Raw genomic sequence first — 20,748 nt, forward strand, 5'->3', positions numbered from 1 at the left:
GATTTAATGCGGTGATCAGCCAGAGTTTGAATTGTGCGAGGATTTAATTTTGCTATCCTTCGTGCCGGCAGGCTAGCGAGAGAGTTCAATTGCGATAGAAGGGATGAGCAGATGGGCAAATGTAGGTTGGGTTGATCACCTTCCGTTTCACTTCGCCCAAAGTTTTTAATACGTGCCGGTGTTGAGTTTGACGTAGCTCCGCCCAAATTACCCATCTGTCGCATTCTTTTTTGCAGTTGGTATCAAATTGCTAACTTCGCTTACCCTACAAAATTGGATATAAGTGAAAGTGCCGGTGGGAGCGTTCATTATCCTAAAAAGCCGCTAAATTCAGCTTTTCCCACCGTTAAACATCAAAAAAACTGCTTCCTAAGCTACGCTATATTTTTGGCTGAGTTGGCGGAGCAATCTAGTCAATTCAACCTTGTCACTTTCATGGTATAAAGTATTGACTATCTCTTGCATTTCAGACAAATCCTGCTTGTACTTCTCATCAGATAGCATGGAAACTATTTCTGTCGGCAAAAATTTTGCTAACTCAGGTTCATAGGATAATATGTTGACTGCTTCTGTTAACTTAAACACATCTGTTTGATGAGTTTCGTTAGATAAAACATCTACAACCTTTTTTAACTTAGACAATTTAGTTTTGTACTTGTCATTAGATAACAGTTCAGACAACTCAGCTTCATCAGATATAATTGTTACTAAATCTTTCAATTTAGATAAATCTGTCTTGTAGTTTTCGTTAGATAAAATATCGACGACTTTTTTCAGCTTAGACAATTTGTTTTTTTGCGTCCCCTGAGATAGCAACGACGCTAAGTTTGTTTCTTCCTTGAAGTATTTGGGTAGATAGTCATAGCTGATAGAGTTACTTTTCCAGCATAACCTGGAATTGGTAAAAACAAGACCATTTTTCCCATCATCGTTAATACTGGTATCTATCAAAGCCATAACTTTTTCGTCACGGCTAGGAGACAGCCATGTAGACAGAGCATTTGACAGTTTATCTAAAGGAATATGAGGAGCAGAAAAACCTTCATCAAAGTTATATTTTTGATGTACGTTCTTTTGAAGGAATTCTCCCAAAGAGCCTGGTCGTGGTTCTTCAGTCAAGGTGTAGGTTCGAGTTTCCAACTGGCTCAGGATCGACTGATCACGTTTCTTGCCACCTTTCAAAAATGACCAAATTAAAAATGCTGTCCCCCATGCCACAAGAGCAGCACCACCAGTCATCACAGTCACTCCACCAAGAGCCGACATTGTCGCAGTGATCGCAGCAGCACCTGACAATGTACCCGCCACTCCCAAGGCACTTGCCGCAGTCCAAGCAGCTAAAACAGTGGCGGCACCGGCTATCGTTCCCGTACCTACCGCAATTCCCAGATTTGTTTTGTCTTCACTGTCCATTTGCGAGACTAAAGCAATAGATAGCAGTCCTGCGGCTCCAATTAGCGCCGCTCCTCCTGTTGCGACGGCTAACCCACCCAGCATTCCCAAACCACCGGATGCTACAGAACCACCGCCTAAAACGGCTAAAGTTGCGTTGGTTGCCGCTGCTCCAGACAAACTGCTAATGCTCACACCCGTTGCTGTTTCCACTCCAATATGAGTCAGCACTTTGGTAGCTCGGGGGACAACCGCAGCCCCTCTGCTTTGAGCCTTCTCCAGTCGTTCTTTGAGTTCTCTTGCATCCTGTACAACACCATCTACTGTTTCAGCAAAATTTTCTGCATTGTCTAAATCCTGCTGCCTTGCTAGCGCGTAAACAAACTTGACGTTTTCTAAAACGTCCGCATTGCTGATGAATGAGTCTAGGGACTTCAAGGTTGCTTGATACTCGACTGTCTCGCCATCGCGCACCTGCTGATAAACTGACAAGTAAATTGCCTTTTGTCCAGAAGTTAACTTCTCGCTTTCATTAATCAGTTTGACAATAAGAAAATCAACTGTTAATGCTCTTGAATTTGCACTAGCTAGAGAGTAAGTTTGCTTGAGTTCCAAGGGCAGTGCTGAGCTAGCCACAATTGTGTCAAGATCCGTGAGTGCCTTAAAATCTGGAACAGGTTCGCCGGCACGGACGTATGCGTAAGTTCCTTGAATCAGTTTCTTCTCTGCATCAGTTAGTTCAGATTGCCCTAATGCTGATTCAATTTCTCGGTGAATTGCGAGAAGACGTGAGTTTGTACTAGCGATTTTGTAACGCTCTTGAATTTGAGTCTCTAGCTTTGAGGAGTATATAATATAATCCAGAAAATCTAAGGTGATTAGGTCGTCAATGTAATCTGCACCCTCAACTTTATTGTACACAGCTAAGCATTTGGCTTTGCTAGCTTCTTTAATAAATTGTGTATTATTGTAAATTTCTTTATAAATTTGCTCATCTATTTTTAATTGGGGGTCGTATAAGGTATGCAAAGTAACAATAATATCTTGCTCATTTTGACCTTGCCTTTGAATAATAATTTCTTGGTTGTCTTGAGATCGAGGGATAATTCGTACTCGGCAAGTGTTGCCTGAGCGCAATATAAATGTTTGTGTCCCTCCGAGCTGTGCTATTAAATAAGGAATAAAAATATGATATTCTTCCACTACCAAAGGATTATTGTGTGATAGCAGGTTATCAGCGATCGCACTAGCTGGATTAATTAAATCTTTTGTTAACAAACTTAAAGTTCCTAAAGCCACACCACTGAGAAAATTACGCCGGCTTAAGGTAAAAATACTTACTTTAGACATGAGTGCTCTCTGAAATCTTTGTGTCGTGAATGAAAGGCTGAAACGGAAGAAGGAAATTCGAGTTCCACTCTATCAACGCTGATCAGGTTCGTCAATTGCAGATCAAATTCAAAACCAATTTATGTAAGAAATCTTTACGCAATAGCATTGCGGTGTTCTTTAATGTTTCGACTGCCGGCTCTTGTCGATAAATTTATAAATTTTTATTTTTCGAGAAAGCAACCAAGCTCAAGAATTTTTGTTTCGCAAGTATTCTTTCCTCCTAGCTTGCAAGCAAGAATCTTGAATTTTGATATAAAAATTTACATTTAAGAAGAGAAGAATCTAGACGCAAAGAACAGCAGATGAAGTGTTAATCACGGATCAATAGGTAAAACCGGCTTCTGCTTGCGCTTAAAACTGTACAGACACGCCGGCGGAAACGTGAATGCCGGCAAGCAGTTTCTCCCGCTAAATCTCTGCCATTCTCGTAAGTTTCTCGCAGTGCTATCTCAAGATAAGAGTTTAAGCTGGGATTGTCTTGCAATAACCGTAAAGTATCGCGACGTTTTACGCGAATTGTTGCTAGTTAACTGCGGCTGCGATTTGAGAAAGTGACCAATGTCAATCAAAATTTATAAAAAATTACACAACTAAAAAGCTTTCACCGGCATTGAAATGAAATGCACCGGCTTTCTTTTTTAATGCCGCGACCTCCTGATAGCTAACTCTTACGCTTACAGGGCGGTTGCCATTTCCTGGCAAGGCCGGTGTGATCCGATTAATTCGCGAGACAGTTGCTTCACACGTCCAGAGATGACAGCGTGCTGTAACAGCATAAAGGCGTTGAGGTCTTCTAAATCGTATTTGCTGGCTAACAGATGCCGCAGCTCATCTTCTGCTTCCATAGTCAGATAACCAGTTTTCAAAGCTTGTTGAACCACTTCACGAATCAGTACCATAATCGCGCCTCACCATTTGCTCGCTTGCTATTGGTAGTATCTGACCTTTCCTGAGGCCGCTTGGTGACGCAAATTGCTTGATCTCGTGATGTTACAAGAACTTTTGGGTGACGCCTCAATCCGGTTTGTAGTGACGCCTTAGAGGGCTTTTTGTGACCGGCTGAGGCGGTGAGTATGACGCAGATCACCAAACCGGCAGCAATCGATTTCAATTAAAGCAAGAATAATTGATATGAAACATGAAGGACTTAAATGACAAAGCTGGCTTCTTCTCCTTGGGCTGCTTGCCAGCTGCGAGCGTCATAATAAAGGTCTTCTAGGGAAATGCTGTAGAGTGCTTCTTTGAGTTTTTGGTGCAGCCGGTTCCATACCGTATAAGTCACCCAATCTTCAGCTTGTTCTGTGTCGGGAGAGTGGTGAGGTAGCGGTTCGATAGTTTCTCCGACGGCTTCAAGAATTTGCCCCAGACTGATGTGCGCCGGCGGTTTGGCAAGCTGATAGCCACCTTGAACACCGCGCACAGATTCAACCAAGCCGGCTTTCCGCATCTCTATTAACAGTTTTTCTAAATAAGGTGCCGGTAAATCTTGTCGCTGTGAGATCGCTTTTACAGAGGCAGGGCCAAAGTTGGGTTGCAGACTTAAATCCAACAGTGCTTTGACGCTGTAGTGTCCACGAGTGGTTAGTTTCATTGCCGGTAGTGATTCATCGACCGCTTCAAACTTCCCCTACAGCATACGTGAGTTCGACAAAAGTGTAACAACAGGAATCAGTTTGGAGTGACGAGTAACTTTGCCAAGGGTGAATAACTGGTAACGGTTCTTTACTTATCCCTCAGTATTCCTTCTGCGTCACTTCTAATATATAGAGTGATGTCAGTCGATCTCTCTCACCGGCTCTCTGTTCAGCCATAGAAGTCGCAGCTATTCCTTTGCACTTTTATCAATTAATTGTCACTAAAGCTATCCTCCTTTGGAGGTAACTATTTGCTTGAGTTGTGGTAAATTTTCTGTAACATTCAGTTTTTTAGAAGCGATGAGTCAGTGTGGGAAACCGGCTCGGTGTCCGCACTGAAAGACTCCCAGGCTTTTTTGTTACTACTACAGACACTTTAATCTTCCTACTGCCGGCAGCCGACTGAATGGTTGCCGGTTCTAGATTTATTCCCGATGAGCTGTTGAGCATCTTTTCTTACCTTTAGTTTTTTTAAAAGACACCGCTTAGAAAACGCTAGCTATACCGGGATAGCGCTTAGCCACACCGAGTAGAGATAGTTTAGGCTTTGCCCGTACTCAGCCGTAAAGATTGCCTTTTAACCGCTTCCGGGGAGCGGATGAACCCCCGACTCATGAATTTGTAATATAGTGTCACAAGCTGACATAAAGCTCTAGTTTATTTTTCTACCAAATGTCAGCTAATATAGAATTCTGTACACCTCTCGTTTATGATTTAGAGAAAAGTAAGATGAGCAAAAAGAAAAAAATAGAACCACTAACTGGCGAAGGGCTTCTCCAGAGAGTTAAAGACCTGGAAAACCTGAGTAAGGAAGAAAAAGCCAAGGCGTGCGGCTACTACACCGTCACAAAAAATGGTGTGGAACGTGTCAATATGATGAAATTCCTTAATGCTCTGATTGATGCTGAGGGAATCGAATTAGATGGCAAGCAAAACGGCAATGGACGTGGCGGACGCAGTGCTAGCTACCGGATTAGTGTGCAGTCTAATGGAAACTTGCTGATTGGTGCCGCTTACACCAAACAGATGGAACTCAGACCGGGAGATGAATTTGAAATTTCCTTGGGACGCAAACATATTCATCTGAAACAACTTGATGCGGAGCAAGAGGAAGCAGCCTGAGCTGCCTAGCTTGTTAAGCGCGAACAGGTGTACTATACCTAACCCTTAAGTGCCTCAGCTAAGCGTTAAGTTAATGATTGATGGCAGTGGTATTTGATTTACCATTGCCAGCTTTCTTTGGCCGGCTATTGAAGCCAAGCTGTATTCTTGAGCACAGTGATATCTTTGATGTTCCTCTCGGCACCTGAAGCCAATTGGAAAAAAACCTACAGCCAGAACCAAGCTAAAACCGGCTCAGTCACAACCCTTTTTTCGCGCCGGCATCAACTAATTTGTCTGCTGTCTCCGAGTCCAATGTCGCACCAATAGCACTGATGACAAATTTGCGGCTAATAGTAAACCCCCATCCAACCGGCGGTGTGGATGGGGGTTTAATCATGAAAACGGCTAAAAGAAATGCAGATAAACTTGGCATCTGTCGCCGTCTGGATCTTTTAATGGTTATTGACTTTAAACAAGATCCAGCGAGCATTTAGCGGAACACCACCAAGGTATCAGGGGCGAGGAAGTGGGCAAGATGGTAAGCCCGTTCTTCGGTTTTGAGCAAGATTGTTTCATACAGATAGCGGGTGGCGCGATCGCCCAAACTTTCTGCTTGGCCGGCTTGACGGCGGATCAGCCCAATCATTGCTTGCTCAGCTTCTAAGTCATGCTCCACCATCTGGCGGCAAGTATAGACGCCATCCGGTTCTGGGGTAAAGCAGCATAACTCCGCAAGTTTGCTAAAGCTGGCTGCCGGTATTCCCCCCAAGCCGTTCAAGCGTTCACCTAGCTCATGAACGTGCTCTTGAACTTCGTCGTAGCTTTCTTGGAAGAAGTTGTGCAGAGAATAGAACTCCGCACCCTCTACGACAAAATGATGCTTTTGATATTGCAAGTAAAGCGCTTGAAAACTCGCCAAGACGGCGTTCATCCCTTCACAGACTGGCGCTGTTACGGAATGTTCAAGCAAAACCACATTTTCTGCCATGTGGCCGAAGGGACGCAATGCACTCTGAGTTTCAGCCATTGTTGTGTTCTCCTCTCATTAAGCAGTGCTTTTTGCTAATGGACACAGTCTAACACCCTCAATCTGGTATTCCAATGTCATTTGAGGGGCTAGAGTTGCAATAAGCCGCTGTTGCTGACAGCTCTTGCCAGGATGGAAAATTTTTTGAGAAAACTATTGAGAATTATTCGCACTTGTTTTATGCTGGTAACAACGCCAGAGCCTCTGGGGATCTCCCGGAATGGGTGGGAAAGCGCCAGAGAAAGTAAGTGCAAATAAGTTTCATTTGAAAAAATGATGAATCAATCCGAGCTAGAACCACAGATTGGTGAAATTGTTGAGATCAGCTCGCCAGACCGCTGGCAAGTGTATCAGCGGCTACAGGAGCTGGGTATTCCTTGTTGCTGTGCCATTGACCAGCCATTACGAGTTCAGGTCAACAATGCAACCGCTGCCGTTCAACTCCAGAGTGTTTTAAGACAGTTAACGACGCCGCGTGTTGAGCTAGCAAGCTGGTTAGATGGCTGCTGGCAGCTCAGCTGTAAAAAGTTTTGAGTGTTATTAAGGCTGAGCCGGGTAAAAGACGACCGGCTGAAAACTTCCCCCGCTTGGATGGTGCTATCTAGGGGTGCCGGTTCTTGAACACTGACCACTTAATAATAGAGTTTGCATAACAATGGGAAAATCTAATAAACAAATCTCTGATTTCAGCATTGAGGGACGATTCCTCAGTTTTGTATTAGAAGACGGTTATAAAATTAAGTACCTGCGACTGGCGACTGGAGAGGGTGAATTTTGGATTAAACTCTCTAAACCGTTAAGGGGTTCTGTCGAGCAATCTTTGATACCGGGTAGCTGGGTGCGGGTTGTTGGCGAGAAGAAACTCGAAGCCGACACCGGCAAACTTAAACTGAAGGCACATCTCGTTGAGCCGGCGCATCCCGCTAATCAAGTTGCAACGGCTGTCCCTGTGCCGGCACCGGCTGCTAAACCCAAAGCCACAATTTTAGTTTGTCAAAAATCAGATTGTTGCAAGCGTGGTGCTCAGCAAGTTTGCCAAGCTTTAGAAAAAACGATATGCGATCGCGGGTTAGAAGGCGAAGTAACGGTTAAAGGCACCGGCTGCCTGAAGCAGTGTAAAGCAGGGCCAGCCGTTGTGGTGTTGCCAGATAAAACTCGCTATACGCGGCTTCACCCTTCAGAAGTTCCAGCACTTGTAGATAAACATTTTTCTGGTAATTTAACGCCAGAAGTTGCCGGTAAATCTCACTAAATGTCTTCTTTTTGCGAGATTTGGCGATAAGAGTTTGGGTTTTGTTTTAATAACCGCAGATAAAGGCAAATAAATATAGGTTGCTCAGTAAAAGTCAACTGTTGCTCGTAGGATTTTTGCTAAAAAACTTGTGCAAATCAGGACTGATTTGTGCGTGTTGAGGTTTTTAGCGCAAGATTAGAATGTTTTGCCGGCACGGGTGCGGGACATTTGATAGGTAATTTTTGATTGACGCTGCTCTAGAACTGGAAGGTTATTCTAAGCGTTTCTATTACAATATCGTCGTTGCTACCGTTATGACCGGGTGCTGTGAGCCAGATCGCCCCAGGTGTAGTGGAAATATTATTTGAGAGTGGGTATCTGTAAAGAGCTTCAAGACAAGGATTTCGCAAATTTGGCCGGCTGTGGAATTGCTGAGAAAACGATGCCGGTGGCGAGACTCCAACTTCAGACGCCTAGAAAATCAGGGAAAATTAGGACACAACGCCAAATTTGATTCATTTCTTCGTTTTTCTACCTGTGTTTTAGATGTTTAAGCGGGGCCAACTTTTCAGAGGCTCGGTAAGTTTACCCAATCACATTGAGAAGACTGCACGCCTTTAAAATAAAGCTTCGTGCAAATAAGACAGCGGCGCGACAGCCTCAAAATTCAAGTCGTGCCATAATGCAGACAAGTGCGCCGGTAATCATCCGTAAGGGCGATAGGCAAAAAATCAAAATAGCATCCAAGATAGAAATTACAGCCCTCGCCGGCTCCTCATATCCTTGTGAATTTTAGATTGGGGGTTCAGCGCTAAACCGCTCGATAGTAAATAATACACTGTGCCTGTGATCGCATTCTTGGCGTGTTTGCAGCAAAATATTATCTGAAACCCCTAGGGAAGGTTATTTGTTTGAATTTGGCCCCTCAAAGCCTCTGGCCGGCCACAACATTGTTTTAACGGATGTGTCAATCTAAAAAAGATAAGCAAGTCTCCTGACAAGACACCGTTCGATCGCATCCTATATTGTGGGTTTATCCATCCCGTAGCCATCCATGAGCTATTGCCTGAATCCCAACTGTCCTAAGCCGGCAGATCCGTTACACAACACAAATCGCATTTGCCGGCACTGCGGCTCTCAGTTAGTGCTGCAAAATCGCTATCGGGTCACTCGTTTGTTAGGGGAAGGTGGGTTTGCCAAAACGTATGAGGTGGATGACCGAGGTCAGCCGAAGGTGCTGAAAGTTCTCTTCCTCAATGAACCCAAAGCCGTTTCCCTATTTAAGAACGAAGCAGCAGTCTTGATGCGGCTGAAGCACCCAGGAATTCCTAAAGTAGAGCCAGATGCCTACTTCAATTTTTTGCCCAAGCATAGCAAAGCGGTTTTGCACTGCCTGGTGATGGAAAAAATTAATGGCCCAAATTTGGAGCAGTGGCTCTACAGTCGCAACAACAAACCCATCCCTCAAGAGATAGCCCTGGACTGGTTGCTACAGCTGGTCGATATCTTGCACAGAGTTCACCAGCAGCAATTTTTTCACAGGGATATTAAGCCGGCTAACATCATGGTGCGGCCTAATGGCCAAATGGTGTTGATTGACTTTGGTAGTGCGCGGCAAGTCACTGGCACCTATTTGGCAAAAATGGGCGTCGGGCAAAAAGGCACGGTGATTGCTTCTAAAGGTTATACCCCACCCGAACAAGACAGTGGCCATCCCGTACCGCAATCAGATTTCTTTGCGTTAGGGCGCACGTTTGTGCATTTGCTCACCGGCAAGCATCCCCTAGATTTTTACAATGCCCTCACCGATGAACTGCAGTGGCGATCAAATGCGCCGCAAATCAGTAAGCCCTTTGCAGATTTTATCGATCACCTGATGGCCCGTCTGCCCGGTCAGCGTCCCCCCAGTACCGAGGTCATGTTGCAGCGCTTGGCAGAAATTAAGCAACTCAGGCAGCAGCCATCTCAGCGCCAGCAGGGCCAGTTGCGGTTTGACCCGTTGGTTAAGTTTAAACAGAAATGGTTAACGGGTAGTGCTTTTGTGCTGGTGGGATGTGTGGGAGTGGCCCAAGCTGTGTTCTATGGTTATTTTGCCCCCCGCTTGATGAGTAATCGGACTGTGCCGGTACAGCAGCAATTAGCGATTCAAACCCCCGTCCTGGCTGAATCTTTGGATACCGACACTGAAGAAGATCGCCCGCAACTGATGGCCGGTTCCACCCCAGAAAAAAGTGCCGGCGAAGCGAAAAACACTTCCTTTGAAAAGATGTCTTTAACAGAGACACTTTCAGGGCATTCTCTAGACGTTCGTTCTGTCGCCATCAGTCCGGACAACCGGACGCTGGTGAGTGGCAGCTTGGATGGGACGATTCTAATTTGGGATTTGTCCACCGGCGAACGCAGAAGCACGCTGAACGGGCATTTCAAAGCCCAAGAATTGGTTTCCTCGGTTGCCATCACTCCAGATGGTCAAACGCTGGTGAGTGGTAGTAGCAGTTATGGTGGCACGATTAAGATTTGGAATTTAGCCACCGGCGAACTTTTGCAGACGCTGCCTAAACAAATAGAAGGCGTTTCTGTCGTGGCCATTAGCGCAGATGGCAAAACCATCGCCAGTGGCAGCGAAGATATGACGGTCAAGTTGTGGGATTTAGCCACTGGGGTTCAGCTAGGCACCTTAGTTGGGCATTCTGGGCCAATTCGCGGCGTCGCTTTCAGCAGCGATGGCAAGACGCTGGCGAGTGGCAGTGAGGACACGACGATCAAGCTGTGGAATCGCAATTCGGGTGAATTAATCAGCACCCTGTCTGGCAATTCGGGGAAGGTTTATTCGGTTGCCTTCAGTCCAGATGGGCAGACGGTCGCCAGTGGCAGTGGTGACAATATGATTAAGCTATGGGATCTGCAGGCCGGCTGTACGCCTGGAAAGCGGTGTTATGCGACGCGCAGTTTGTCCGGCCCTTCAGAGACGATGTATTCTATTGCCTTCAGTTCGGATGGGGAAAAGCTTGCCGGGGGCAGTTTGTCTGGCAGAATCAATATTTGGGATGCCGGCACGGGTAAAATACTGCAGACGCTACCCGGTCATTCCCGGTGGGTTGAATCGGTTACGTTTAGCCCGGATGGTAAAACGCTTGCCAGTGGCAGTGGGGATGCGACTGTGAAGATTTGGCAAGTGGGAGAGTAATATTATTTATAGAGACTCAAAACCTTTCTATTAATAGAAAAGTAGAAACTTTTTGGGACTCGACTCATTAAATCAAATGCTTCTTCTTATGAAATTTTTGCTCACTCACTGTCATGCAAAATTTCTCGAATTCGTGAGCGAAATGCACGGACTGTGGCTCTTTGACCAGCAGTTTTACTTTGTTCGATAAACCCAGGGATTTCAGAGGCTGGTAAAAAAGGAAAAGCCAGACTTTTTTCACATAATTCGTATCTATCCCCGGCAAGTTGATAAATTTCAAGAATTTGATTGCGATATCTCCACAATTCAGGAACGCCAAGAGATGCGTAAATTGTGAATTTATTTAAGGAAGAACTTGTGTAATCTGACTCTATTACTAAATCTGGTGGGGGGTCATTTGGCAGTTCAATACTTTTGCCTCGGACAACAGATTCATTCTGGATATAAAAACAAGTATCCGGTTCTACAGCACGGCGTAAGTCCTCCCGCACCAAAAGTAAAGCACCGAGTTCCATAGTCTCAATTTCTAGCTCATCGGCTATGGCTGTAACAAAATAAGCAATAAGTATCTTGGGTTGTTCATGTTCTTGCAGTGGCATCCTGAATTCTAAAACTCCTGCGTCATAAGCAATTCTCCAAGCTCTATCATCACCGGCATCTGCAAGCAAAGCTTTAAAAGTTTCCCAGCTAATCCGGCTTAAAATAAATCTAGAGTTGACCGGCACTTGCTGCTGTGAGGGAGGAGTCGCCGGCACTGTTTGCATATTCATGATTTTTATTACCCCTAATTGCCCGAAATTTTGCACAATAGATAAAGCTGAATATCCAAAGCTTAACCTAAAACTTATTTGCCAACCTTTTCGTCTGATATCACCTATGAATAGCCCCTTCCTCGAACGCCTGCATCACCCTGATCGCCCTGTCATCGTCTTTGATGGGGCGATGGGAACGAATATCCAAAGCCAGAACTTGACAGCCGAAGACTTTGGGGGTGCGGAATACGAAGGCTGTAACGAATATCTGGTGTTCACCAAACCCGAAGCGATCGAGAAAGTGCATCGAGACTTCCTCGCTGCCGGCGCAGATGTTGTTGAAACTGATACCTTTGGCGCGTCCTCGTTTGTCTTGGCAGAGTATAATCTCGCAGACCAAGCTTACTCGCTGAACAAGACAGCCGCAGAACTCGCCAAGCGTGTTGCAGCAGAGTTTTCCACCCCAGAAAAGCCGAGATTTGTGGCCGGCTCAATTGGCCCAGGTACGAAATTGCCGACGCTGGGACATATCGACTTTGACACCCTCACCACCGCCTTTGCAGAGCAAGCTGAGGGGCTGTATGATGGCGGCGTTGACTTGCTGATTGTTGAAACTTGTCAGGATGTACTGCAGATTAAAGCAGCGCTGAATGGCATTGAACAAGTTTTTCAGAAAAAGGGAGAACGCCGGCCTTTAATGGTGTCGGTGACGATGGAAAATTTTGGCACCATGTTGGTGGGGTCAGAAATTAATGCGGCGCTGACGATTTTGCAGCCTTATCCGATTGATATTCTCGGACTTAATTGTGCCACCGGCCCGGATTTGATGAAGGATCACATTCGCTATTTGTCTGAGCACTCGCCGTTTGTGGTTTCTTGTGTTCCGAATGCCGGTTTGCCAGAAAATGTTGGCGGACAAGCACATTATAAATTGACGCCAATGGAACTGCGGATGGCGTTGATGCACTTCATTGAAGATTTGGGAGTGCAGATCATTGGTGGGTGTTGCGGAACCCGACCGGCACATATCGAACAACTAGCAGAACTGTCTAAAACTCTCAAACCAAAACAGCGAAATTTCTATTTTGAGCCGGCTGCGGCATCGATTTACAGCGCTCAACCTTACGACCAGGATAACTCGTTTTTAATTGTTGGTGAGCGGCTGAATGCTAGCGGTTCTAAAAAGTGCCGCGACTTGCTAAATGCGGAAGATTGGGATGGGTTAGTGGCGCTGGCGCGGGAACAGGAGCGCGAAGGTGCCCACGTTCTTGATGTTAACGTGGATTATGTGGGACGCGATGGCGTGCGAGATATGCACGAGGTGGTGTCTCGTGTGGTGACAAATGCCAAACTGCCGCTAATGTTGGACTCTACGGAATGGGAGAAAATGGAGGCCGGTTTAAAAGTTGCCGGCGGCAAATGTCTGCTGAATTCCACCAACTATGAAGACGGAGAACCGCGTTTTTATAAAGTGTTGGACTTGGCGAAAAAATATGGTGCCGGTGTTGTCGTTGGCACGATTGATGAAGAGGGAATGGCGCGAACCGCAGAGAGGAAATTTGCAATCGCCCGTCGTGCTTATAATGATGCGATCGCTTATGGTCTCCAGCCTTATGAAATCTTTTTTGACCCCCTCGCTTTGCCAATTTCAACTGGTATTGAAGAAGACCGCGCGAATGGGAAAGCAACCATTGAAGCGATTCGCCAAATTCGGCAAGAATTACCGGGATGCCACATTATTCTAGGGGTTTCTAATATTTCCTTTGGGTTGAATCCGGCGGCGCGGCAAGTGTTGAATTCGATGTTCTTGCATGAAGCGATGCAAGTTGGGATGGATTCAGCAATTGTTAGCGCGAATAAGATTTTACCCTTGGCAAAAATCGAGCCGCAACATCAAGAAATCTGCCGTAAGTTGATTTATGATGAGCGCAAATTTGATGGGGATGTTTGCGTTTATGATCCCTTGGGCGAATTGACGACGTTGTTTGAAGGGAAAACAACGAAGCGGGATCGCTCTCAAGATGAAAACAAGCCGGTGGAAGAACGGCTGAAACAGCATATCATTGACGGTGAACGCATTGGACTAGAAGAACAACTCACTAAAGCCTTAGAAAAATATCCTCCCCTCGATATTATTAACATTTTCCTGCTGGATGGCATGAAAGTTGTGGGTGAGTTGTTTGGTTCGGGTCAAATGCAATTGCCGTTTGTGCTGCAATCAGCGGAAACGATGAAGGCGGCTGTGGCTTATTTACAACCTTTCATGGAAAAGGAAGAAGCCGGGGAGAGTAATGCCAAAGGAACGGTGATCATTGCCACTGTTAAAGGGGATGTTCACGACATTGGTAAAAATTTGGTTGATATCATCCTTTCTAATAATGGATATCGGGTGATTAACTTAGGAATTAAGCAGCCGGTGGATACCATTATTGAGGCTTACGAAAAGTACAAGGCTGATTGTATTGCCATGAGTGGACTGCTGGTCAAGTCTACGGCGTTTATGAAGGACAATCTGGAGACGTTTAATGAACGGGGAATTACGGTGCCGGTGATTTTAGGGGGTGCGGCGCTGACTCCTAAGTTTGTCCATGAGGATTGCCAAAATGCTTACAGAGGTAAGGTTATTTATGGCAAGGATGCATTTTCTGATTTGCATTTCATGGATAAATTGATGCCGGCAAAGGCTGCGGAAAAATGGGATAATTTCAAAGGGTTTTTAGATGAGTTTGCAACTGCAGATGACAGCAAACTAACGCAGATCGAAGAGAACAATCTGCGTTCATCTGAGGCTGCCGGCAATTCTGAAGCCGATCAAGTGCCGGTGGAGATCGATACGCGCCGATCTGAAGCAGTGGCGGTGGATATTGAGCGCCCAACGCCGCCTTTCTGGGGAACGCAAATATTGCAGCCGGCAGATATTTCTTTGGAAGAAATCTTCGGCTATTTAGATTTGCAGGCGCTGATTGCAGGACAATGGCAATTCCGTAAGCCTAAAGAACAATCGCGGGAAGAATACGATGCTTTCTTGGCTGAAAAAGTCTATCCGGTTTTGGCAGAATGGAAGCAGCGCGTGATTGCTGAAAATCTTTTGCATCCGACGGTGGTTTACGGATATTTCCCCTGTCAATCTGAGGGCAATTCCCTTCACCTTTATGATCCAGAAATCATGAAGAATGGGCAAGCTGCCGGCGATCTGACACCTGTTGCAACTTTCAATTTTCCCCGACAAAGATCGATGCGCCGGTTGTGTATTGCTGACTTTTTTGCTTCCAAAGACTCGGGTAAAATAGATGTTTTCCCCATGCAGGCGGTGACGGTAGGCAATATTGCAACGGAGTACGCCCAAAAGCTATTTGGCAATAACCAGTACACCGATTATCTCTATTTCCACGGGTTAGCGGTGCAGACGGCGGAAGCGGTAGCCGAATGGACTCATGCGCGAATTCGTCGGGAGTTGGGATTTGGCAGTGAAGAACCGGCAAATATTCGGGATATGTTAGCGCAGCGATATCGCGGTTCGCGCTATAGTTTTGGCTATCCCGCTTGCCCGAATATGTCCGATCAATACAAGCAGTTAGAATTGTTGGGTTCTGATCGCATCAATCTCTTGATGGATGAAAGTGAGCAGCTTTATCCCGAACAATCTACTACTGCAATCATCACTTATCACCCCGCTGCAAAATACTTCAGCGCTTAATTTTATAGGGTGGGCATTTGCTCACCCTATTATTTTGACAAAAAAGATCATAAAGGACAAATAACATGAAGAGTTTTGATGTCGTTGTTGTGGGTGCCGGCCCGTCTGGAGGTCAGTGTGCTAGGCTATTAGCAAAATCTGGTAAAAAAGTTTTACTCGTTGAGCAATATGAGAATTTTTATAAAAATAATTTTTCCAGCGCCGGCACACCCATAGAAACGCTGAATCAATTCGATTTACCTGAAGGCGTTGTCGGCAGTTTTTGGGACAAAATTGTTATTGTTACAACCAAAGCCAGCCAAACTTGGCAATCTGAAAAGCGCTTAGGTGCTGTATTGAATTTTGCTAAACTCCGAGAATTCTTAGCCAGTGAAGTTGAATCTCTGGGTGGCGAAGTTTGGATGGGCTATCGTTATGTTAGAAATGAGCAACACGACGGTAAAACGATTGTTGAGTTCAAGCAACGTACTGGCGATGAAATTCTCCAGGTTAGCACTCAAGTTCTGGTTGATGCCACCGGCCCTGTGAGAGCGCTCATGTATGAAAAGGAAAGCGATAAGCCTGATTTCTTGAGTGGAACGGGAATTGAGTATTTAATCGAAGTCTCTGAAGAAGATTATAACAAATATTCGCAATCTTTAATCTTTTTTTTGGGGCATAAATGGATGCCAAAAGGATATTCTTGGATTTTTCCAATGGAAAATAATCTACTCAAAGTCGGGGCAGGCCGATTAAATGAAGCGCATAAAATTGTTACAGAAAAAGCAACTTTTAAACACTATATTGAACTGATTATAAAAGAGTATATTCAAGCCAAGGAATACAAACTTGTCGAAATACACGGTGCAACGCTGCAATATTCAAAGGGTTTGCAAGATATCTATTACAAAAATAATATAATTGCGATTGGAGATGCAGTTTCAACGGTTAATTTTCTAGGGGGTGAAGGCATCCGACACGGGATGTATAGTGCAGAAATCGCTTGTGATTATATTTGTCAATATTTAAATTCTCAAATTTCCGACTTTGGCGGCTATCAAAAACAGATGCAGCAACACTTTGCAGCAAAATGGAATCTGTCGGAAAGGCTGGGAATGAAGAAATATTTAGAAGATAGCGACGAACTCATCGATAAAGGTGTCAGTTATTTGAGTTCATTGACAGCGGAGGATTTGATGGAAATTCTGTTCCATTATAATTTTAGCAAGCTGTATAAAGGGTTTAGCCGGCTGTTGAAGCGCAAAATTTATTCATTATTTCAAGGCGTTCGCAAAGCAGTTAACTGGAAATTCAAGATACAATGACAAGAAGGAATTTATGTTTTCCTTGTCCTTTTACTCTTGAACCGTTGAGATGTCTAACACAAACCAGGTGTATCCCGTTATTTGGCAAGAAGATCGCGTTGTGCTGATCGATCAAACTCGCTTGCCGGCTGAGTATACAGTTGTCGAAATTAGCCGCTATGAAGACATGGCAGAGGCGATTAAAACGATGATTGTGCGAGGTGCACCGGCAATTGGTGTCGCGGCTGCTTATGGGGTGTATCTGGGTGCGCGAGAAATTCAAACAGAGGATCGCAGCGAATTTTTAAATCAGCTAGAAGAAATCGCTGCAATATTGCGTTCAACTCGTCCGACAGCCGTTAATTTGTTTTGGGCGATTGCACGGATGTTAAATACAGCCCGTCAAACGCTGGGACCTGTTGATTACCTCAAACAAGTCTTGCTAGAAATGGCACAAACCATTCAAGCGGAAGATTTGCAAACGTGTAAAGACATTGGCGATCGCGGTTTAGAAGTTTTGCCTCGCACACCAGAAAAATTGCGAATTTTGACGCATTGCAATGCCGGCGCTTTGGCAACTGCTGGCTACGGAACTGCTTTAGGTGTGGTGCGATCTGCATGGAGTGCGGGACGTTTAGAAAGGGTTTATGCAGATGAAACTCGGCCCCGTTTGCAAGGCGCAAAACTAACAGCTTGGGAATGTGTACATGAAGGAATTCCTGTTACCCTCATCACCGACAATATGGCAGCGCACTGCATGAAACAAGGGCTAATTGATGCCGTTGTTGTGGGTGCAGATCGCATTGCGGCGAATGGTGATGCGGCGAATAAAATTGGCACTTACAGTTTAGCAATTGTTGCCAAAGCTCACAAAATTCCGTTCTTTGTGGCTGCACCGCTTTCAACGATTGATTTTCAGTTGGTTAATGGCAGCTTGATTCCCATTGAAGAACGCGATCCCTCTGAAGTTTACCAAGTGGGTGAAACGCGGCTGACGCCAGTGGGTGTTGAATTTTACAATCCCGCCTTTGATGTGACGCCGGCAGAATATATTACGGCAATTGTTACAGAATATGGCGCAGTCGCTCCTGGTGAGTTACAACAGTTTCAGACCAAACAAGCGGTTTAACTGGAACTAATACCAACTCCGGTTTACCTAGACTTTTTTGCTCCTGAAAAAACTATTAGCCTTGGATCAAAACTCGATTTGGTATTAGTTCTCTAAACAGGACTTTCGCTATCAGCCAGGGATTTAAATCCCTGGCTGATAGCGGTCTGGCTCGTTTAAATTGGATAAAAATGGGGATTTTTTTAACCGCAGATGACCGCAGATAAACGCAGATAAGAACGCAGATAAAATTGAGGGTTGGATGCGTTTTAAGATGGGATCTTAAGTTTTTTTAAAGGGTTTTTGTTACTGTAACGGGTGTTAGTTAGGTAACTGAAGCTATAAAAGGATTTGATAAAAGTTATGCCGGCAGAGAATATGCCGCGCAATTTTTGGAGTCTAAAAATTTAGAGAAAGGGTTGATTTCGTCTACACCGGGTAAAGCAGATCACCGGCAGACGGATCGAACACAAAAAGTTGGCTGAGATCGAGTTGTACAGAAATTCGATCATCCGGACGTCCCCGCCAATTTGCTGGGGCTTGAATATTTAAGAAACTACTCGAACCGGCCAACCCAGCACGAATTAAAGTTTCCCGTCCCAAGGGTTCCACGACCTTCACTTCAACGGTTAATTGTGCTGAGTGAAGTGTTTCATCTTTTTCTGGGTAATTATTGGTTAACTGGGAATTTTCAATTCTGATGTGTTCTGGGCGAATTCCTAAATCAAAACCTTGCCCTTCAGTCGGTCGCACTTTATCTCGAATTGCCGGCACACAAGGGATAAATTGCTCATTTACTCGAAACCCATTTTCAGAATAGATTGCCGGCAAAATATTCATCGGAGGATTGCCTAAAAATGCCGCCACCATCCGGTTAGCCGGTCGCCCATAAATCGTTTGAGGGTCGCCAATTTGCTGAATTCTTCCCCGGTTAAGCACCACAATTTTATCAGCCAGCGTCATCGCCTCTACTTGATCGTGGGTAACATAAATTGTTGTAATACCCAGCCGGTGGTGCAACTGCTTTAATTCTGCGCGTGTATCATCCCGCAACTGCGCGTCTAAATTTGACAACGGTTCATCTAACAAAAATACCTTGGGTTCCCGTGCGATTGCCCGTCCTAATGCGACCCGCTGTTGTTGTCCCCCTGATAGTTGTTTCGGTTTGCGGTTTAGGAGATGATCAAGGTTGAGTGATCGCGCCACTGTCTCAACTCGTTCCCGAATTTTTGTAGAGTCAGTTTTTCGCATTTTCAAGCCAAATGCGAGGTTTTCTGCTACGGTCATGTGGGGATAAAGTGCGTAATTTTGGAACACCATCGCCACATCTCTCGCCCTCGCCGGCACCCCATTTACCAGGCTGTCGCCGATATAAAGATTGCCGGTTGTTGCAGATTCTAAGCCGGCAATTGTCCGCATAATAGTAGACTTGCCACACCCAGAGGGACCCACTAACACCCAGAATTCCCCATCAGGGACTTCAAAGGTAATATCTTCAATTGCGGTGACGCCACCAAAGCGGCGAGTGATTTTTTCTAAACGAACGTTTGCCATTTTTAGTTCTGCAGCGCAGCAACCCCAACAATGATCATAAATCTTTTGGCTCAACTTGCTCTAGCTTTTTTTCTTGGGAGAAAAATGTTTTTGTAAGTTTTTAGCCAATTAACTGGAATAAATAATAACTTAAACTTTAGTCACAAGCTGTTCTATCTGGGAAACCACCCGGTCTAATTCTTCAACTAAAGGCGTTGAGCCGGCTTTGCGGAATGCCTCTACTAAAGATCGATAATACCAAAGAGAGCCGTCTTTACCACCTTTAAAGCGCTCCCAAAGTGATTCTCCCACGACGCGATAATCTTTGAGAATTGAGCCGGCATTGTATAGTTTATCAGCAGATGAGACAAGTCGCACTGAGGGCGAAGCTGTGGAAATGTGGGCAATGTAAGCTTCTTTACGCTGTCGCCACGGGGGTTTGGGAATCGTGTCGCTGTCTGTGCAGCCGTCTACAATCTCTGTCACGTTATCTCCAAACCGGCGGCGAATTTCTTCCCGCGTCGCAGCACCCCCTTGATCTTCAATTGCATCATGAAGCAAAGCGGCGATTGCTTCATCTTCATTCGCTCCATATTCAAGCGCGATACTCGCTACGCCTAATAAATGAGCAATGTAAGGAATACCACTACCCTTGCGAATTTGGGTGGCGTGCAACTGGGTTGCAAAAGTTAGGGCTTCGGTAAATCGTTCTGAGAGTATCATTTTCAAAGCGTTTTTTCGGCAATTACACTTTAGCTTAAAACTTTAAAATTTGCTTGATAGCTTTTTTCAGCTATTTTAAATATCTTACTTTTATAGCAATCTAGCACAATGCTTTAATTGGAGTTTTTAACTATTTTATCTCTATTTTTGATTAAATTTATATTTGTTTTTAAAAGCTTATTTTATTCCATAATAGATGTAAATAAAAAAAGACTCAGCACTACTTTGACTTTCTTAGAGTTGCAGAAAATCAATAGAGTGCTGAGACAAGGGGATTGTTAGGAATGATCAATGACTTTATTGACATCCTACGCCGCCAATCGTTGTTGCCGGCATAAATTTGTCAATAAAGGTGTCGATTAAGCACAACGACCGCTGCCACGATGGGGTGACAGATCCGGTGCAGTTTGTACTTGAACCTTTCTGATCGAACTGGCTTGAGAAAAACTTTCTGAGAGATTTTCACCCCCTTGAAATTGAGTCGCTAGCCCGATAGATAACAGGCTTGATAACAAGATAGAGGTGTAGAGCCGCATAAGCGATTTCCGTATCAGAGCTTCCAATTCTGTATACGGACTTTTGGTGATGCTCTCCGGGTAAAGAGAAATTCCAAATCAAAATTTCTTTATGCCAATTTCTGGAACTAAAAACAGAAATTTCTGTCTGATAGAAACTTTATGTG

At 44.9% G+C, this 20,748-nt stretch carries 17 protein-coding genes; 7 read left to right on the plus strand and 10 right to left on the minus strand.

The window, feature by feature from the left end:
• Nucleotides 1-369: 369 nt before the first annotated feature.
• The 4 genes from H6F73_RS07765 to H6F73_RS07785 form a co-directional block, all read right to left on the minus strand.
• Nucleotides 370-2,742 carry a hypothetical protein gene (locus H6F73_RS07765; RefSeq protein ID WP_190758385.1) on the minus strand — a complete coding sequence of 791 codons (2,373 nt, stop codon included), beginning with the start codon at nt 2,740-2,742 and terminating at the stop codon, nt 370-372.
• Nucleotides 2,743-3,458: 716 nt separating this feature from the next.
• On the minus strand, nt 3,459-3,683 hold the full coding sequence (locus H6F73_RS07775) for a hypothetical protein (RefSeq protein WP_190758182.1): 225 nt from the start codon (nt 3,681-3,683) through the stop codon (nt 3,459-3,461).
• 248 nt (nt 3,684-3,931) lie between these two features.
• Complete coding sequence (locus H6F73_RS07780) at nt 3,932-4,375, minus strand: Rrf2 family transcriptional regulator (RefSeq protein ID WP_190668331.1); 444 nt, start codon at nt 4,373-4,375, stop codon at nt 3,932-3,934.
• A 334-nt stretch (nt 4,376-4,709) separates the two neighbouring features.
• Nucleotides 4,710-4,868 carry a hypothetical protein gene (locus H6F73_RS07785; RefSeq protein WP_190758183.1) on the minus strand — a complete coding sequence of 53 codons (159 nt, stop codon included), beginning with the start codon at nt 4,866-4,868 and terminating at the stop codon, nt 4,710-4,712.
• 279 nt (nt 4,869-5,147) lie between these two features.
• On the opposite strand from H6F73_RS07785, the gene H6F73_RS07790 reads away from it, so the two are divergent.
• The gene (locus H6F73_RS07790; protein WP_190758184.1) at nt 5,148-5,540 is read left to right on the plus strand and encodes an AbrB family transcriptional regulator; all 393 of its coding nucleotides are present in this window, start codon (nt 5,148-5,150) and stop codon (nt 5,538-5,540) included.
• A gap of 238 nt (nt 5,541-5,778) precedes the next feature.
• On the opposite strand, the gene H6F73_RS07795 is transcribed toward H6F73_RS07790, so the two are convergent.
• Entirely contained in the window at nt 5,779-5,955 is a 177-nt protein-coding gene (locus H6F73_RS07795) for a hypothetical protein (RefSeq protein WP_190758185.1), read from the minus strand.
• A gap of 57 nt (nt 5,956-6,012) precedes the next feature.
• Nucleotides 6,013-6,549 carry a Dps family protein gene (locus H6F73_RS07800; protein ID WP_190758186.1) on the minus strand — a complete coding sequence of 179 codons (537 nt, stop codon included), beginning with the start codon at nt 6,547-6,549 and terminating at the stop codon, nt 6,013-6,015.
• A 273-nt stretch (nt 6,550-6,822) separates the two neighbouring features.
• Between H6F73_RS07800 and H6F73_RS07805 the strand changes: the two genes are divergently transcribed.
• On the plus strand, nt 6,823-7,083 hold the full coding sequence (locus H6F73_RS07805) for an Asr1405/Asl0597 family protein (protein ID WP_347239491.1): 261 nt from the start codon (nt 6,823-6,825) through the stop codon (nt 7,081-7,083).
• A 121-nt stretch (nt 7,084-7,204) separates the two neighbouring features.
• Entirely contained in the window at nt 7,205-7,801 is a 597-nt protein-coding gene (locus H6F73_RS07810; protein WP_190758187.1) for a (2Fe-2S) ferredoxin domain-containing protein, read from the plus strand.
• 239 nt (nt 7,802-8,040) lie between these two features.
• Here the strand turns inward: H6F73_RS07810 and H6F73_RS07815 are convergent, their stop codons facing one another.
• Nucleotides 8,041-8,193 (minus strand): carbohydrate porin, encoded by a 153-nt coding sequence (locus tag H6F73_RS07815; protein ID WP_190758188.1) that lies wholly within the window; start codon nt 8,191-8,193, stop codon nt 8,041-8,043.
• A 644-nt stretch (nt 8,194-8,837) separates the two neighbouring features.
• Here H6F73_RS07815 and H6F73_RS07820 point away from each other — a divergent pair.
• Nucleotides 8,838-10,970: a serine/threonine-protein kinase gene (locus H6F73_RS07820; RefSeq protein WP_190758189.1), complete on the plus strand. Its 2,133-nt coding sequence runs from the start codon at nt 8,838-8,840 to the stop codon at nt 10,968-10,970.
• A gap of 101 nt (nt 10,971-11,071) precedes the next feature.
• Here H6F73_RS07820 and H6F73_RS07825 read toward each other — a convergent pair whose 3' ends face one another.
• Nucleotides 11,072-11,740, minus strand: a complete 669-nt coding sequence (locus H6F73_RS07825; protein ID WP_347239492.1) for a Uma2 family endonuclease — start codon at nt 11,738-11,740, stop codon at nt 11,072-11,074.
• 106 nt (nt 11,741-11,846) lie between these two features.
• Here H6F73_RS07825 and metH point away from each other — a divergent pair, with 106 nt between their 5' ends.
• The 3 genes from metH (at nt 11,847) to mtnA (ending at nt 17,831) form a co-directional block, all read left to right on the plus strand.
• The gene (gene metH, locus H6F73_RS07830) at nt 11,847-15,419 is read left to right on the plus strand and encodes a methionine synthase (RefSeq protein WP_190758190.1); all 3,573 of its coding nucleotides are present in this window, start codon (nt 11,847-11,849) and stop codon (nt 15,417-15,419) included.
• Between the two features lie 65 nt (nt 15,420-15,484).
• The gene (locus H6F73_RS07835) at nt 15,485-16,723 is read left to right on the plus strand and encodes an NAD(P)/FAD-dependent oxidoreductase (protein ID WP_190758191.1); all 1,239 of its coding nucleotides are present in this window, start codon (nt 15,485-15,487) and stop codon (nt 16,721-16,723) included.
• Nucleotides 16,724-16,772: 49 nt separating this feature from the next.
• Nucleotides 16,773-17,831, plus strand: coding sequence for an S-methyl-5-thioribose-1-phosphate isomerase (gene mtnA, locus H6F73_RS07840; protein WP_190758192.1), 1,059 nt, complete (start codon nt 16,773-16,775; stop codon nt 17,829-17,831).
• Nucleotides 17,832-18,239: 408 nt separating this feature from the next.
• Here mtnA and H6F73_RS07845 read toward each other — a convergent pair whose 3' ends face one another.
• Both H6F73_RS07845 and H6F73_RS07850 read right to left on the minus strand, forming a co-directional pair.
• Nucleotides 18,240-19,364 (minus strand): ABC transporter ATP-binding protein, encoded by a 1,125-nt coding sequence (locus H6F73_RS07845; protein WP_190758193.1) that lies wholly within the window; start codon nt 19,362-19,364, stop codon nt 18,240-18,242.
• Nucleotides 19,365-19,493: 129 nt separating this feature from the next.
• Entirely contained in the window at nt 19,494-20,066 is a 573-nt protein-coding gene (locus tag H6F73_RS07850) for an HD domain-containing protein (RefSeq protein WP_199330446.1), read from the minus strand.
• Between the last annotated feature and the right edge of the window lie 682 nt (nt 20,067-20,748).

Source organism: Microcoleus sp. FACHB-68, assembly GCF_014695715.1.
In the GTDB taxonomy this organism is placed as follows: Bacteria; Cyanobacteriota; Cyanobacteriia; order Cyanobacteriales; family Oscillatoriaceae; genus FACHB-68.